Origin of the sequence: Lyngbya sp. PCC 8106 (assembly GCF_000169095.1) — a bacterium.
Classification (GTDB): Bacteria; Cyanobacteriota; Cyanobacteriia; order Cyanobacteriales; family Microcoleaceae; genus Capilliphycus.
Window position 1 is genome coordinate 59554 of sequence record NZ_AAVU01000038.1, and the last position, 15626, is coordinate 75179.

Below are 15626 nucleotides of genomic sequence, written 5' to 3' on the forward strand. Positions count from 1 at the left end.
GAATTCTAATCAACTTAACTTCTAGCTGAGGTTAGAAGATTAAGTTTTGCTCCCGTTCTAAAATAAAACATTTAAAGCCGCCATGGAGTGGATAGAAGTTTCTAAAAACTGGGTTTTGATTCCCCCCCGACCAAAAGCAATCGTTCACTTCCTGGGGGGAGCGTTTGTGGCAACAGCACCACAAATCACTTATCGATGGCTATTAGAACAGATAGCACAACAAGGATACATTGTAATCGCCACTCCTTTTATTAATACTCTCAATCATGGGATTATGGCGAAAAAAGTTCTGTGGACGTTTGAGGATGGTTTAGAAGACTTGTATTCCACTCGGCGTCTACGTCAACGGGGTTTACCAATTTATGGCTTAGGACATAGTATGGGATGTAAACTCCATTTACTCATCGGTTCTTTGTTTCCCGTTAACCGGGCAGGTAATATTTTAATTTCGTTCAATAACTACGCAGCCCGAGAGTCTATTCCCCTGATTGAACAACTTTCATCAATGATGGAGGTAGAATTTACTCCTTCTCCTGGACAGACTAACTGTATGATAGAGGAGCGCTATCAAATCCGTCGTAATCTTTTAATTAAATTTACCAAAGATACTCTCGACCAGACCACTATTCTCAATCAAATTTTGCAACGTCGTTTTCCGGGAATGGTTGCACTTCAGCAGTTAGGCGGAGATCATTTAACCCCAATTAATCAAGATATTAGCAGGTCATCTGTGGGAGAAAGCTTTACACCCTTCGATGCGATTAGTCAATGGATTAAACAAGAAGTGTACAAAGATTTATATCGATTAAAACAGGAAGTTCTCCATTGGCTTGATCCCTTAGCCAAAGCTTAAAAGTGCTTTCTCAATGGGTTTGACTGTTACATCAGTAGAATTAGAGTTTTCCGCAGCAAGACCCTGAAAACGGGTTTTCACGATTGGAGTATCGCCTATCGGGGTATATAGCACTACGCGAATACATGATTGTCATTTCTAAATCCTAAAACTCCTTCACAGTCTACTGTTCCCTGTTCCCTAAGATTGCAAACTAAGTCTCGCCGGAAACCGCGCCCGCCGCAAGGCAAGCGCTGTTCCCTGTTCCCGATTCAAGTAGCGCCATATCTTCCAAATGAACTACGGGAATTTACCCATCATGCTGATAATTTTTGACAATTAATAAACAATTACGACCATCTGAAGTGGGTTCATAATTTAAGGAGTCTGCAATATCACGCATCAGCTTCAAACCTCGCCCTCCACCTGCACCTTTATCAATCCGAGGAGGCATGAGTTGGAGTTTTTCCATCAAATCAAACGGAGGGCCATAATCCCAAACTCGAATTTCAATTTGACTGTCCAACAGAGCGACTTCGATTTCAACCGTCACGTCTGAAGATAGGTTCTGATGGGCATGACGAACAGCATTTGTAAATCCCTCTGCCAAAGCAAGTTGACAGCGAATCCAAATAGAACTAGGAACCGATGGATGCTGTAATCGAGCAAACCATGACAAAATATCGGATAAAGCATCAAGAGTATTGGGAGCCTGAAGCTTTGCCTTAAACGGAAGAAGCAACGGTTCGGAACCTTGAAATTCAATCACACGAAGTTATGAGAACCTACATCTACGATCAATTTAGCACGACCGATGACTGATGCCACATTGAGTTTAGCGACCTTTTGATAGGGGCTATGTGGTTTGGACTATACTCTACTTAAGCTAACTAAGGATTGACCAACGGTTAGAAACGGTTAGAGCAGGCTTCGTCGTCTTATGCCGGAGTAATCTGTCGCTCAAACTCTTGTTGCTGACCTGACCCTCGCAAATCTATACCTGAGCGTCCATGTTTAAAATTTTGGTGATTGATGATGACACGGTCATTAGGGAGCTACTAAGGAGAACTCTCAAAAAGCAGGGTTATGATGTTTCGGTTGCCAGTAATGGTGAGGAAGGCATCGAAAAGGCTAAAGTCTTACGCCCTGCTTTGATTATTTGTGATTGGATTATGCCGAGATTGACGGGTATTGAGGTCTGTCGCCAGGTGAAAGACAATCCAGAACTCTCGACGACTCAGTTCTTTTTGCTGACTTCTCTGGGGTCTATTTCTGACCGGGTAAAGGGTCTGGATGCAGGTGCTGATGATTTCATTTCAAAGCCCCTAGAAATGAATGAGTTGTATGCCAGAGTTCGGGCGGGATTAAGGTTACATCAACTGAGTCAAGATTTGCAAACTCAAAAACAACTCTTAGAACAGGAGTTAGCCGAAGCCGCAGAATATGTACAATCTTTGCTTCCTGAACCGACTGTAACGCCGTTAAAAATTGACAGTAAGTTTATTCCCTCACGTCAACTCGGAGGAGATTGTTTTGATTACTTTTGGTTAGATTCCGATTATTTATCAATTTATTTAATGGATACGGCTGGACATGGGTTGAGGGCGACTTTGCCTTCGATTTCGGTTTTGAATTTATTACGATCGCGTACCATTCCTAATATTGATTATTATCAACCCAGTGACGTATTGAGAGCGCTCAACAATACTTTTCAAATGTCTTATCAAAATGATAAATATTTTACCATTTGGTATGGTGTTTATAACCAAGTTACTCATCAACTGACCTATGCTAGTGCGGGTCATCCCCCGGCAATTTTGCTTTCTGGTGATCAAAATAATTTCCAAGTTCAACGTCTGAAAACACCAGGAATGCCTGTAGGAATGTTTTTAGAAGCTGAGTATATTGATGATACTTGTGAAATCAAAGCCCCAAGTGATTTGTATATTTTTAGTGATGGGGTTTATGAAATTCATCAACAGAATGGTTCTATGTGGGGACTAGATGATTTTATTCGTCTTCTCACCGACTCAAATACGAAGTCCTATAATTCCTCTAATCTTAATACAATCTTGCACGCGATTAAAGCTATAAATTCTTATAATCCTTTTGACGATGACTTTTCTTTACTGAAAATCCACTTTGATTAACAATTTAATCCCTCAACTGTAATAAATCTGAGGAGGAAAGAACTCTTATAAAAAAGGTGAAATAACTCCACCTTTTTTATCCTTTCTCATAACTTTTAACTCAATTCACAACCCCTACGGATAGGAATAGCTAGAGTCTTTCCCCTTCAGTTTTACCTCAAATATGAGAGATTTATAGCTCAAACTTTAACTGCTTTGAGCCGCATACTTGCTTTCAAAATCTTCTCGACTGTCAAAAATCTCGAATACCCGATCCATGCTGGTTAGTTCAAATAAGATTTTAATTTGCTCATTAATCGAGCAAACCATCAACTTACTACCAGCCGCGCGAACTGTTTTGAGAGCCAAAACTAAGGCACCTAAACCTGAACTGTCCATAAAAGAGACATCTTTAAAATCTATCAGGATGGTTTTGGCTCCTTGATCGACGAGGTTGCTAATCTCTTGACGGAATTGACTTGCTTTCGTTCCGTCTAAAATGCCTTGGGGTTGAAGCACTTGAACATCAGAACTCATAATTTATTAAAAGTGAAGCCTCAAAATTGACTCGCCAGTTTCCGCTAGTATAGCCTTGAGATGAACTCATCGCCAAATCCTAAACTATACAACCCCTGGTTATCCGCTCAAAGATTGTCGTCAAAGGCTTTTCTCAGAGCTAACGAGCTACTGCTGACTTTGGGGTAGGGAACTAACTTTAGCACGGTGGAGTAGTTGACCTCGATATCGATAGCCCGTGTAGCGCACCAAAACAGTTTCCCCAGTTTGAGCGGTTCCTTCTAAAAGCTGGTGCATCTGAGGATTGTAAGGAACTTCCGAACCCACAGATGCAATTGCTTCTACTCCCCATTGTTGCATAAGCCGTTCGATAGGACGCAATAGAGGCAATAATTTAACAGCAGGAAGTTTAGAATTCTGTTTAACTTTATAAACGACTGTCGGCCATTGGAGTAACCAAGGTTCTAAAACCTCTAAACTTGATCGCTCAAACTCCTGTGATAGTGAGTCTTGCTGCTGTTTCATCTGGGTTTGCAAGCGTTGATACTCTTGTTGCAGTTCCTCAACTGATGAGCCAGCTTCGGGAGAACTGACTGACTCTGGTGCGAAAGTTGCCAACAATTCTACCAAAGAAATATTCAGTCCTTGACTAATATCAAGCAAAATCTCAACTCGCATTTGTCGGGCAAGTCCTCGACGCAGCCGAATAATTTGCCACTGAGAAACCCCTGCTTTTTGACTCAATTCCTCGACAGTAGAAAGCCCCGCCTGTTGCATTAGGTGGCGCAACTCGGGGCTATAATCAAATGATAATGATGAAGATCGATTCATTCACGGTATAGATGCTATTTCACCTGAGCAGCCGTTTTGGTTGCACTGCTGCTTCCATTGGTAGCACTCCCGTTGCTTCCTTGCAAGTGGGCTTCGAGGAACCACAAGCGCATATCCACAGTCCGGGAAATTTCAGTGTACAAATCTGCCGTATCCGCATCTCCTAATTGACACTCCCACGCCGTAAACGGCGGGGATTCTTGGTTCAGCGAGTCCACTTAATACAAATAGGGCGACCTATCTATACCAGAGATGGACTCTCCTCAAGCGTTTTGCTCCATTTCATCAGCCTGTTTGGGTATGCCCTACCCTACAGTTCAAAACCTAAAATCTTGGTTTCTCTGTACTTGTTGCGTTGCGCGCTAATAAGCGTACAAGCTTTCCTATACGGAACCCCATAACTTCAGTGCGTCAAGGTGCGCTGCCTTTTCGGCGACTGGGTTTTTAGTGTGGTTGATTACCCTTTCCACAAAAGAAAGTTTAGCAGAAAGCCGTCAATCACGGACGGGGCTTGTATCCCAATTTTTTCGGTCAATCGCTTCGCGAACGTGTTGGGCATACATCGCTAAACGATCAGCTAAGGCGATCACATGATCTTGGCCATCGAGGAGATCAAAAGGATATTCTGGCAAAATGGAATCCGTTGCAGCAACCCGGGCGGTTCCCATCGCAAATCCTCCGAGTGCGGTGACTCGTTCAGCAACCATATCTACATAACCTTCGAGTTCACCCGCAATTTCATCGAATAGGGTGTGCAGGGAGTAGAAGTTCATTCCCTTCACGTTCCAGTGGGCTTGCTTAACTTGAGTTTTCAGATCCAAGGTGGTTGCTAATGTGCCATTGAGAATTGCTGCGACTTCTTGGCGAGTTCCTTCAGAAAAATCAATGCGAGAGGGATAGAGACGGGTTTTGAGGTTCTGGTTACTCATGGATTTATACTCCTTTAAGGTTAATTGGTTTTAAGACTTAACGAACAAATAATTAAAATGTCTGACTGGATTTTACTCTGTTCTGAACTTTCGTTAATCTATCTCAAGCTAGATGCTTTTGGAGAACAGATCGAGGCGCTTTCCGCACTTTACAACGAATGGTTTCATAACCCAGGTTTGTACAGGCTTCAAAGCGATGACATCCCGAAAATCCGTAGTATTGGCCGTCTACTTCTAAGACTTCAATGGGTTCTTGTAAGCCGATTTCTTGAATAGATTCCATTAACGCTTTGACTTTGGCTGGATCGGTAGCCCGAGGGAGTGGACGCCGAATCTGCTTCAGGGGAACCTCCTGAACTTCCATTTAGATAGTTTCTCCTTGATTGTTGTTCTTTTGAAATCATACTCATAATGACTTCGTTTTATTGTCTATTGTTAACAAACGCTGACATTTTCCTTGTCCGCAAGCCAGAGGACTCGATCTGATCTGCCCTTTACCTTCGTTGAAGTTGGCTGTGAAAAACACTCACGATATATTACTTACAATCCTCATCCGTAGTCGGGGACTTGTATGGTGAGATATCGGATCTTTCCGGATGGATGTTGAACAAAGTGTAGTATCCCTTGTTCTCTGACACGGGGAACTCACTAAAAATTGAATTGAGTCAGAGATTTACCCGTCTTACGGACAACCAATCAACAATCAAAGACATTCGACTCTATGACAACGGATAAAAAAGCGCGAAAAATTGCAGTTTTTGACAGTGGAGTGGGAGGGTTAACCGTTTTAAGAGAGTTATACCAACAACTCCCAAATGAATCGATCCTTTATTTTGGCGATACAGCCCGATTACCCTACGGTACTCGCTCCCAAAGCGAAATTTTACAGTTTGTCCGTGAAATTATTATCTGGGCAATCGATCAAGATGTAAAAATGATCGTCATGGCCTGTAACACCAGTTCAGCCCTCGCCCTCGAAACGGTACAATCAGAGTTTAATGTGCCGATTTTGGGAGTGATTTTACCGGGAGCTAAAGCCGCTGTCCAAAAGGGTCGGCGTATTGGAGTGATTGCGACTCCCGCAACCGTGACAAGTAATGCCTATCGTCAAGCCATTCAGGAAATGGATGCTACTGTTCAAGTCTGGCAGGTGAGTTGTCCAGAGTTTGTCCCGTTAATTGAACAAAATCGCATTCACGATCCTTATACCTATCAAGTTGCTCAGGAGTATCTCGCCCCTTTACTCGATCAACGCATTGATACTTTGATTTATGGGTGTACCCACTATCCTCACTTGGCGCCTGTGTTGCGATCGCTACTTCCCCCAAGTGTTCAGTTAGTTGATCCGGCTGTGCATTTAGTCAAAGCTATTACTCAAGAGTTAGAACTGTTGGGACTGCAAAACCCCAATCTCCCTCGACCTACTCGTTTTTGTGTTAGTGGTTGTCCCCAACAATTTGCCAGTGTATCGGTGCAGTGGTTGGGCTATACTCCGGTTGTAGAACCGACAGTCCTACCTGTGATTGAGACTTCAGAAACGGCTAATCTTTCACTGGGAGAGGGTAGAAGGGGTTAAAGTATTCTCTATCTAAGGCTTTCAGATGACGGGTCTAATTGCCAGACCCGTTTTAGATTTTATCTAACTTTTTAGCCTTGTTCTCTTGGCGATCGCGAAGTGTTAAGGATCGGTAGTTTTTGATCGGTTTGAGGTTGTACCAAATTTCTTACTAATTTTTCCTTCTCCAAATTCCTCTTTTATTTCCCCGTTGATTTTCTCAGATTAATATTTTTTCATAAAAAAACTGATTATTTATTCAACCGTTAAATCAAAACTTTAGCCTGTCACCGCTTGGGATAATATCTCAGTATTTATACTAAAAATCATTTTTTTTTGCTGATAATTTTTTTAAAATTCCGTATTTCCCACATTGATATCTAAGATTTTTTAGCATAATATTGAATCTAGAGGCTTCAAACTTCTACCAAGCGACTCAAGTGTAAAATAGAATGATATAAATAATTTTTTCAGGCTAAATTATCAAAGCTTGACGATGCAAAGGCTTAATATATGGTTTATACAATCAGTAAATTCATGGGTTCTCTAATTTTTTCAAACCACAAGTCAACAAATTTAATAGATTTATTACTTCAGGGAAATTTCCATGAAAACAGACCGTTAACTTTAACGTTAGTAAGTTGCTATTTTTCCTCTGAAGCCGCAAACGAAATAATTATTCGTTTAGTCAAAAAGCTGAAAGGTGAAGGATTGCAATTAGAGAAAATTCAATTTTACATTGATCGAGGAATCGCTCTAGAAATAGGCAAAAAAAAGTTACTTGATTTTTTTGAACAACTCAAGTCAAAATATCCAAACTTAAGAGTTGAGTTTAATCTTATCAATCAAGAATCAATGTTTCATTGTAAGGCTTATTGCTTGTCTCATAACAATGAAAAAGGTAGTTTAGTTGTCGGTTATGCTAATTTAACTAAAGCCGCATTGACTGACCCTCAGGGAAATATAGAACTACTATTAGCGACTCAAGAAACAAAATCAATTGTCTGTTTCTTTGAAGATTTAAAAACACTCGATCATATTCCTTTATCGGAAATCGAAAAGTTTGATCAAGATGATTATTACTGGAAATTTGCTCTGCTAAAAGAAGGGAAGTTTGTAAAAGATGTTGATTTAAAATAAGTGAATTGTTGACTTACAAGCATGAATTAAACTCCCAAGCAAAAGATGATATTATAGCCGACCAAAATTTCAAAAAAAGATATCCTGATGCCAACAAAAAATTAAAGAATATAAATAAAAATTATTTTGATGATTTTTTTGACCCCCAACAATACTTTAAAAAATACAATGAATATTATTACATCAGATGGGGTAATTATGGAATTTATACGGATTTTGGATTTTGGATACCTAAACAGTTATTAGGTTATTTATTTGACGAAGATAAACTAACTAAATGTAAAAATGACCTCGAAAACGAATTTAAAACTCATCATAATAAAGCCTTAGAACAAATCAAATCTGACTGCGAAGACCTTTTTGTATAAAAATACTGGATTGACAACATTTTAGCATTTCAAACAGAAAACTATAGAAATAAAATAAAAAGTGCGTTGAAAAATTTGGGCAAAAAACCATCTACAGAGCAACAAGAAAAAGAAAGAGAAAGAGTGCATTTTGAAACAATGAGCAACTCTGAGGAAGAAACCAAAGTCAAACAGAAGATTGATGAATATTGCCAACAAAAGCTTGACAACATGAAAAATAATTTGCTTTCCGAAAACAATTTAAAGTCTTTACTTTTTCGATACAAATTAAATGAATTAATTCTAAGTTTTCACGATAACTATAATCGTAAAAAGAACAATACAATCTACGATATTATCGATAACGATATCAAGAAAAAATTGGTTCAAGAGCCAGAAACATTTGAAAGATTGAAGTCTAAAATCAAGCGTATTGTTAGCTTACAGAACGACAACCCCGATTTAAGCCAAGATTATGAAAAAGTTACTAGAGAAATTATAAAGGAGTGTTTTGAAACAAAAGGGTACTTAATTCAAAAGTGCTTATTAATTGCGATCGTAACAAGAGGCTTGGGCTATATAAGATGGCTAAAAACAGAAGATTTTATGCGGGAGAGAAGCAAGAAAAGGAAAATTAAGAGTCCTCAAATAGAATAATCCCACCCCCGACGGAAGTGGGACAATCTCCAACCTAACTGAAATACGACAACATGGGCTTAAAGGTTTCCCTTGACTCCGGATTCTGATTGTGCTACGATTCTGAAGCTTAATCTCCGGTATGCTCAAGTTATCGATCATTCATGGTTTGCTAAGATCTAGATCTATAAATCTTAGCTGTACGCTTGGCAATCATCAACAATAAATAAACAGTTAAAACATAGCCAGTAGCCAAAACGGGAATCATCAGTGGAGCTTCTTGGTAAATCATGGTGGGTACAACCAAACAGATAATAGGGAGGAGCTATAGAAAGAGAGTTTAATACCAGCTACATCGGGCTAGCATACAGAGCTAAGGTCTAACTTAGATCACTCTACTCAAAGCACTAACTGGAAACTTCTTGTTCCAGGAAACGTTGTCAGGACTTTACTCAAATTACAGACTTATAAACTGAAGGGTTAGATTGTACTTTGCAATCTAAAGCTCAGAAGTCGTCTACTTACATACGGGCCTAACCGGTTCACTCTGGTGAGCTTTGAACTATTTATCAATCTTGAGCAGAGATCCATTTACCTACGGATAGACTCTGCAACGACAGGTAACTAATACTCAGTCGTTAGACCAATAGCCCGGAATGTGTAGAATTGTTTAAACTCTTACCTACTAAAATAACATAAAACGCTCTATTGTGAGAGCCTCAAAGGGAATTTCCTTAATAATTTGATAGAATTTGACCGCCGGGTGAGAACTGACCGCAAAAATCAACGGGATATTTCTCAGTCACAGATTCTCGGGTAGTCCGCATTCAGGATTTAGGAAAGTCCAACCTGTCAGATTTCCCACACAGAAGAAAGTTCAGCACTATTGTCCGACTCGTCTTGTCCGGTATTTACTTTCAGCCAATCAGGTCATATTTTCAGTTTCAGGGAAGTTTGACTTCACTATCCTAGAGGGTTAGCTTAAAATAAAACTATAATATGTAAAATTTTGTTAAACCCATTGCCTAATTTGGCTGATCCATGACCTCAAGCACTCTTTTATTTTCTCCGGTTGAAACAGATCTGCAACTGTTAACAGACAACCTCAAACAGTTAGTGGGTGCTCGTCACCCCATTCTCTATGCAGCAGCAGAGCATCTTTTCAGTGTTCACGGGAAACGGGTGCGCCCTGCAATTGTTTTGCTCATTTCGCGAACCACGATGCCGAACCAGGAGATCACTCCCAAGCATCGACGACTCGCAGAAATTACCGAAATGATCCATACCGCGAGTTTGGTCCATGATGATGTCGTTGATGAGTCGGAACTGCGGAGAGGCTCGCCCACAGTCCATAGTTTATTTAACAACCGTATTGCTGTCTTAGCAGGAGACTTTCTATTTGCTCAATCTTCTTGGTATTTAGCGAACCTCGATAATTTGGAAGTCGTCAAACTGTTGTCTAAAGTGATTATGGATCTAGCTGAAGGCGAAATTCAGCAGGGACTCAATCGATTTGACACCGGAATGTCGATTAATGCTTATCTTGAAAAAAGTTACTACAAAACCGCTTCTTTGGTGGCGAATAGTTCCAAAGCAGCAGGTTTATTGAGTGGCGTTTCAGCAGAGTTAGCCGAAGATTTGTATAGTTATGGCCAGAATCTTGGCTTGGCTTTTCAAATTGTCGATGATATTTTGGATTTCACCGGTTCAACAGAAACCCTTGGAAAACCCGCAGCTTCTGATCTCAAAAGTGGGAATTTAACCGCTCCGACTTTGTTTACTCTCGAAGAAACACCATCCTTAGAAGCCTTAATTGAACGGGAGTTTGCTCAAGAAGGAGATTTAGAACAAGCAATCACTTTGATTAAAGAAAGTTCAGCCATTCAGCGATCGCGAGAGCTTGCAGCCCATCATGCTAAACTGGCTGTCGAACATATTTCTAAATTTCCCGATTGTGATTCTCGAAAAGCTCTAATTGAATTAAGCGATTATGTTTTGAGTCGATTGTATTAGAAAACAGTCACTCTCTCAGCAATGATAACTGATTTGGAGCATCCACTCTTGTTTATATAGCAATACCGTTCAGTTCAGGATTTCTTGCCAGATTTGTGACGTGTAGAAGCCCCCCTCCTCACGTTATTGATCTGATCAATTTTAGTCTAATCTGAACAGTATTGAGATTAAAGTAGTCAGTCTGTAAAGTTGGCATTGTTGATGTATTGGACAGGATTAGAGGCAGAATAAGGCAAAAAAAGCGGTTTGAATTGTTTCAAGAAAATCTGTGAGAAGTGGTATTGAGCTGTAGGTTGGACTCAAGGCTAGCACAACTCAACTCAATGCTTTATGTATTGGGTTTCCTTCCTCAACCTAACCTACAGTATTGATTTGAGCAATCAATCTTGGTCAAAGCGATCGCTCTAAAAGACGATTCCTATCAGTTTCTCTGCTCTAAAGGTGCATATAATTTATTGTTGACAAAAAAATTAATATATGATACTTAAAGTATAATTGAGGGGATTTAAAGAGGAGTTAATATCTTTGATCAGATCCCTAAAAATTCCTTGACTCTATAGGATTAAAAATAATGCACACAACGGAAAAAAACATTAACAAACATAAAGTCTCACCTTTTGCTGAGATCGGAGAATGTCAAACCACTGGTAACAAATCTCTATATGCTACCGTTGAATTCAAGCCTGGACAAGTTATAAGTAATTTTAGCCATAAACAAATACTTGATCGCCCCAATTATTTAACAGTCCAAATTAGCGATCACCAACATATTATGCTCGACCCCGAATTTTTGCAATACATCAATCATAGTTGCAATCCTAATGTTTTCTTCGATACTCAAAAGAGAGTGGTAATTGCCTTACAAAACATAGAAATAGGAGAAGAATTCACATTCTTTTATCCATCTACAGAATGGTCTATGGATCGAGGTTTTGATTGTATTTGTCAAAGCGAAAATTGTTTGGGATACATTCAAGGAGCATCCCATTTACCCCTAAATGTATTGGCAAAATATAAACTCTCCGATTATATCCAAAGTAAGTTAAAAGTTGAGTAAAAAAATACTACAAGTTTCCTAAATAAAAAAACCTCGAATGTTTTTGGAGATACTGTTAATAACTTTAACAGTATTTTCTTGATCAATATTATTAAATAGCTACAAAATCAAATGGCTACTAAAAATTTACAACTAAATCAGCTAACAGGAGAGAAAACCTATACCGAAATCGTGTTTAAGAAAGTGTGGGGGAGGGTTGAAGCTTATCGAAAAACCCATCCCCAACAGAAAATTTTTATGATGGCTTTTGGCAATACCACTCAGCCTTTACCTCCTACAAGGGAAGACCATTAAAGTATATCGTTGACCGAAAGCGAGGCTATTAAGTCTTAATTATTTTTTTGTTCTGTGTGGTAGATGTCCAATAAAAGAATAATAGACAATGCTAATTGAGAAGAGACAAGTTTGGCAGCGATCGCCATTTTTACCGGAGATGTCAGTCGTTAGCTTTTCAAGATTACTATTCTATGAATTTGGCAAAATCAACTCTTAGCAATCAGTTCCTAACCACTGACACCTCATCTGTAGAGGTCTTAAATATTAAGCCAGATTTGGAGGAATATTTCGAGATTGAACCGTAGCTCGATATCGCTCCAAATAGACGCGAATTAAATCCTGAACCTCAGTCCGTTTCACCTCAGTTCCTTTATCCAAATTGCCCGGAATTTCAAAGAAAATAATACTTTCAAGGGGTTGAAGGGCAACCATTTGAAATAAAATATGCGTGACTGCGATCGGAGTCGCAACTACATCCGTCACTCCCGGAACAAGGGAACGATTAGAAGCATCTTCAGGAGTAGGATAAGCATAAATAACCTGCTTGTGTACATCAGGCTGATCCAAATGACTCAACGTCGTCAAGACCCAACTTTTATCCGTCGCTTGCAAGATATAATAGCGATGATGCTTCAATTGTTGGGCGAGAGTTTTCAAAGCCGGGGCGATCGCTTCTATAACCCCAGGAGTCGTACCATCTTGAGGTGCATTATCAATTAAGACTTGAATTTGTTGATCTAAATCCATCGTTTCCAGTAAAAAATCAAAGGTTAGCGGGGAACAAATCGGTCAACTAAGTATCAGGTTAATGGTAACAAGCAACCCTAAAAATATTATTACCCATCCCAGTTAACAGCTTAGGAGTCTCCGGAAATCCCTTGGCTTCCCTCGAAAGGGTGTGTTAGGGCCACTGTTATTAAGTATTCAAAATATGGGGGAAATCTGCCAGAGCGAGACTATCTATCAACGGCTGTTTAGTGAACTGAACCAGTCCACCCGTGCCTCTGAGCAGAATTGCCGGGATGTTGCTCAACGTTTAACCGAAGAAGCCATTCGGATTTGTACCGAAAGCAGACGAATTCAGGCTTCAGGTGAGGTTGAAACTTGGGCAATGACATTAGCTCAACATCGCCTTCAGCAATGTCTGCATTATTACAGGCTAGGGTCAAGACAGGCTCCTGTCGAATTACACAGCACCTTAAGTGCAATTGTCTACCGCTATATTACACCTCCCCAAGTCCAATCAAGTTATCAAGCGAGACTGGAATTAATCAGGGATTTCTTGCAGAGCTTCTACGTTGAAACCCTAAGTGCTTTTCGCAAAGAGGCTCAACTCCCTGCAACCTATCGTCCTCAAACGATACTAGAATTAGCGGAATATTTAGCATTTACAGAACGCTATGGGAAAAGACGGATTCCGTTATCTCGGGGTCGTAGTCAGCAACTGGTGATTTTACGCGCCCAAACCTTTTCTCAACAGCAGCCGAAAGAAGCGTTTGTGGATTTGGATCAAGCCGCCGAAGGATCATCTCAAGACTCGGATCAAACTTGGAATGATTCAGCGATGCAACAAGTACGAAATGCCATGGCCGCAGAATCGAGCGAGCCAGAATTAGACTCTTTACGTCAAACCGTCGTTGAAGAACTCATCGCCTACTTAGAGGAACACAACCAACAAGATTGTGCTGATTATTTTGCCTTACGTTTGCAAGATTTACCCACTCGGGAAATCGAAGAAATCTTAGGGCTAACCCCTCGTCAGCGAGACTACTTACAGCAACGATTCAAATATCATCTGCTGCGGTTCGCCTTCGGACATCGCTGGGAACTGGTGCATCAGTGGCTTGAAGCTGATTTAGAAAAAGATTTGGGACTCACCCCTCGGCAATGGCAACTTTTTCAAGAACAACTCAGCCGCGAGCAAGCACATCTGTTAAGGTTAAAACAAGAGGGTTTATCAGAACAAGAAATCTCCCAAACCCTTAACTGCAAGGTCACTCAAGTTCAAAAACGGTGGTTTAAAGTATTAGAGTTGTCTTGGGAGATCAGAAATCATTCAGTATCCGGAGCAGGGGCATCTAGCGATGAATAACGAAACATACCGAGATGATCCATCATTCGAGTGCCACTTTTTTGACTGGCTCAGGCAAAAGTCACCCGTTACTCCGCCTGACGGGTTCGCAGTTTCTCCGGGGGGAAATCCCCAGGATCAGACTGCTTCACCGGGCGACAACGGAGACGACAGTAACCATTGGTCAGTCAAAAATCCTTCTTCTGTGGAGAATGAATCTCATCTCGAATCAAATGTTTACAACGAATCCAGGGTGGAGCCTGAAGAATGGGAAGAACTTGACCCATTAGACTCTGAAGAGATTGATGACTCCGACTACCAAGGTCAACTTTTTACATTGGGAGAGATACCAGCCGTGAAAAACAGGTTTGAAACGGTTTTGAAAAATCGGTTAAAAGCTGAGATGGAACGAAATCCACCGTTATTTCCTTGGGAAACAAAAGCATCTGATTTCGCTTGTTATCTTGACGTAATCGAAGAACAACGAGTTCCCTGGATTGCTCACAAGCAAAATCTACGGTGGTCTGTTCCGATTCCTGATCCAGTTTTTGCTCAGTTGCTCAGTCCTTGTCAAGAAGCGATTCAGTCTTCTTTAAGAGAGGGTGCAAAATTGGTTCAAGTGGTTGAAACGTTGTTTCCCCATCAATCTGAACCGCTTAATGAGTTAACTCATCGTTTGATGTTGGGGTGGGCTAGAGGAGAAGATCCGGTTCAAAATTTAACCCTTCCAGAATACGAAACCGCCAACCCCGAACAACAGATGTTGATGACCCTATTAGCAGCCCAAGAAATTATTCAGGCTCTGACTTTAACCTGTGATCTCAATCAAGCTGCGATCAAACAACAATGGTTAACCAATCTAGGTGTGCTAACTCTAGAGGCTGAATATATTCAAAAAGACGGTCAGAGTGCATCCTTGACAGTCACAGGTCATTTACCTGATGGCGGACATTTGTGGCTCACAGGAGCGGACGTACAAACCACAGCCCAACGCAGCGATCGCGGATATGTCAGACTGGAGTTAGTTGATCCTTCGCCCAATCATACCTATCGACTGAACGTTATCCTACACAATCAAGATCAGCATCCCCTCAGTTTTGCAATCTGTCCCCAGTCGCTCAGGTAAAATCTCCTCAATTGTGCCTCTCAATCAAGGTTATTAATATGGCTTGCTCATCGCAGATCAGGTAAAGTGTTTCATAGCACTTGCAGATCTTTCCCGCGATTGAGTTATGACTTCTAGCACTTCTCCGTTCACTCAACTCTGGCGTCGGATCGAAGCAACGCCGAAGCC

18 protein-coding genes are annotated in these 15626 nt (G+C 40.6%); 11 read left to right on the top strand and 7 right to left on the bottom strand.

All coding sequences use genetic code 11. From position 1 onward, the window contains the following. The first annotated feature begins 82 nt into the window (after positions 1–82). Positions 83–853: a DUF1350 family protein gene (locus L8106_RS21675; protein WP_009786598.1), complete on the top strand. Its 771-nt coding sequence runs from the start codon at positions 83–85 to the stop codon at positions 851–853. Positions 854–1142: 289 nt separating this feature from the next. Here L8106_RS21675 and L8106_RS21680 read toward each other — a convergent pair whose 3' ends face one another. Next, positions 1143–1601, bottom strand: a complete 459-nt coding sequence (locus tag L8106_RS21680) for an anti-sigma regulatory factor (protein ID WP_009786599.1) — start codon at positions 1599–1601, stop codon at positions 1143–1145. 241 nt (positions 1602–1842) lie between these two features. Here L8106_RS21680 and L8106_RS21685 point away from each other — a divergent pair, with 241 nt between their 5' ends. After that, positions 1843–2982, top strand: a complete 1140-nt coding sequence (locus L8106_RS21685; protein WP_009786600.1) for a PP2C family protein-serine/threonine phosphatase — start codon at positions 1843–1845, stop codon at positions 2980–2982. A gap of 186 nt (positions 2983–3168) precedes the next feature. Here the strand turns inward: L8106_RS21685 and L8106_RS21690 are convergent, their stop codons facing one another. The 5 genes from L8106_RS21690 to L8106_RS21710 form a co-directional block, all read right to left on the bottom strand. Further along, a complete protein-coding gene (locus L8106_RS21690) occupies positions 3169–3498 on the bottom strand; it encodes an STAS domain-containing protein (RefSeq protein WP_009786601.1) in 330 nt (109 codons plus the stop codon). 147 nt (positions 3499–3645) lie between these two features. Further along, the gene (locus L8106_RS21695; RefSeq protein WP_039896919.1) at positions 3646–4308 is read right to left on the bottom strand and encodes a helix-turn-helix transcriptional regulator; all 663 of its coding nucleotides are present in this window, start codon (positions 4306–4308) and stop codon (positions 3646–3648) included. A 14-nt stretch (positions 4309–4322) separates the two neighbouring features. Then, complete coding sequence (locus L8106_RS21700) at positions 4323–4526, bottom strand: Ferritin and Dps (protein ID WP_009786603.1); 204 nt, start codon at positions 4524–4526, stop codon at positions 4323–4325. Between the two features lie 276 nt (positions 4527–4802). After that, positions 4803–5237: a DNA starvation/stationary phase protection protein Dps gene (dps, locus tag L8106_RS21705; protein ID WP_009786604.1), complete on the bottom strand. Its 435-nt coding sequence runs from the start codon at positions 5235–5237 to the stop codon at positions 4803–4805. 103 nt (positions 5238–5340) lie between these two features. Beyond that, complete coding sequence (locus L8106_RS21710; RefSeq protein ID WP_009786605.1) at positions 5341–5601, bottom strand: ParB N-terminal domain-containing protein; 261 nt, start codon at positions 5599–5601, stop codon at positions 5341–5343. A 357-nt stretch (positions 5602–5958) separates the two neighbouring features. On the opposite strand from L8106_RS21710, the gene murI reads away from it, so the two are divergent. The 7 genes from murI (at position 5959) to L8106_RS21745 (ending at position 12279) form a co-directional block, all read left to right on the top strand. Continuing rightward, complete coding sequence (gene murI / locus L8106_RS21715; protein WP_009786606.1) at positions 5959–6813, top strand: glutamate racemase; 855 nt, start codon at positions 5959–5961, stop codon at positions 6811–6813. Positions 6814–7329: 516 nt separating this feature from the next. Beyond that, entirely contained in the window at positions 7330–7932 is a 603-nt protein-coding gene (locus L8106_RS21720; RefSeq protein WP_039896920.1) for a restriction endonuclease PLD domain-containing protein, read from the top strand. An 8-nt stretch (positions 7933–7940) separates the two neighbouring features. Then, positions 7941–8300, top strand: a complete 360-nt coding sequence (locus L8106_RS21725; protein WP_009786608.1) for a hypothetical protein — start codon at positions 7941–7943, stop codon at positions 8298–8300. Between the two features lie 66 nt (positions 8301–8366). After that, positions 8367–8936, top strand: coding sequence for a hypothetical protein (locus L8106_RS21730; protein WP_009786609.1), 570 nt, complete (start codon positions 8367–8369; stop codon positions 8934–8936). Between the two features lie 1020 nt (positions 8937–9956). Then, complete coding sequence (gene sds, locus L8106_RS21735; protein ID WP_009786611.1) at positions 9957–10928, top strand: solanesyl diphosphate synthase; 972 nt, start codon at positions 9957–9959, stop codon at positions 10926–10928. A gap of 571 nt (positions 10929–11499) precedes the next feature. Further along, positions 11500–11985: an SET domain-containing protein-lysine N-methyltransferase gene (locus L8106_RS21740; RefSeq protein ID WP_009786612.1), complete on the top strand. Its 486-nt coding sequence runs from the start codon at positions 11500–11502 to the stop codon at positions 11983–11985. A gap of 111 nt (positions 11986–12096) precedes the next feature. Then, positions 12097–12279: a hypothetical protein gene (locus tag L8106_RS21745; RefSeq protein ID WP_009786613.1), complete on the top strand. Its 183-nt coding sequence runs from the start codon at positions 12097–12099 to the stop codon at positions 12277–12279. A 246-nt stretch (positions 12280–12525) separates the two neighbouring features. Here the strand turns inward: L8106_RS21745 and L8106_RS21750 are convergent, their stop codons facing one another. Continuing rightward, positions 12526–13008 carry a hypothetical protein gene (locus tag L8106_RS21750; protein ID WP_009786614.1) on the bottom strand — a complete coding sequence of 161 codons (483 nt, stop codon included), beginning with the start codon at positions 13006–13008 and terminating at the stop codon, positions 12526–12528. 184 nt (positions 13009–13192) lie between these two features. On the opposite strand from L8106_RS21750, the gene hetZ reads away from it, so the two are divergent. After that, on the top strand, positions 13193–14353 hold the full coding sequence (hetZ, locus tag L8106_RS21755; protein WP_039896924.1) for a heterocyst differentiation protein HetZ: 1161 nt from the start codon (positions 13193–13195) through the stop codon (positions 14351–14353). Continuing rightward, positions 14346–15458 (top strand): hypothetical protein, encoded by a 1113-nt coding sequence (locus L8106_RS21760; protein WP_009786616.1) that lies wholly within the window; start codon positions 14346–14348, stop codon positions 15456–15458. Before hetZ ends, L8106_RS21760 begins: the two co-directional genes overlap by 8 nt. The last annotated feature ends 168 nt before the right edge of the window (positions 15459–15626 follow it).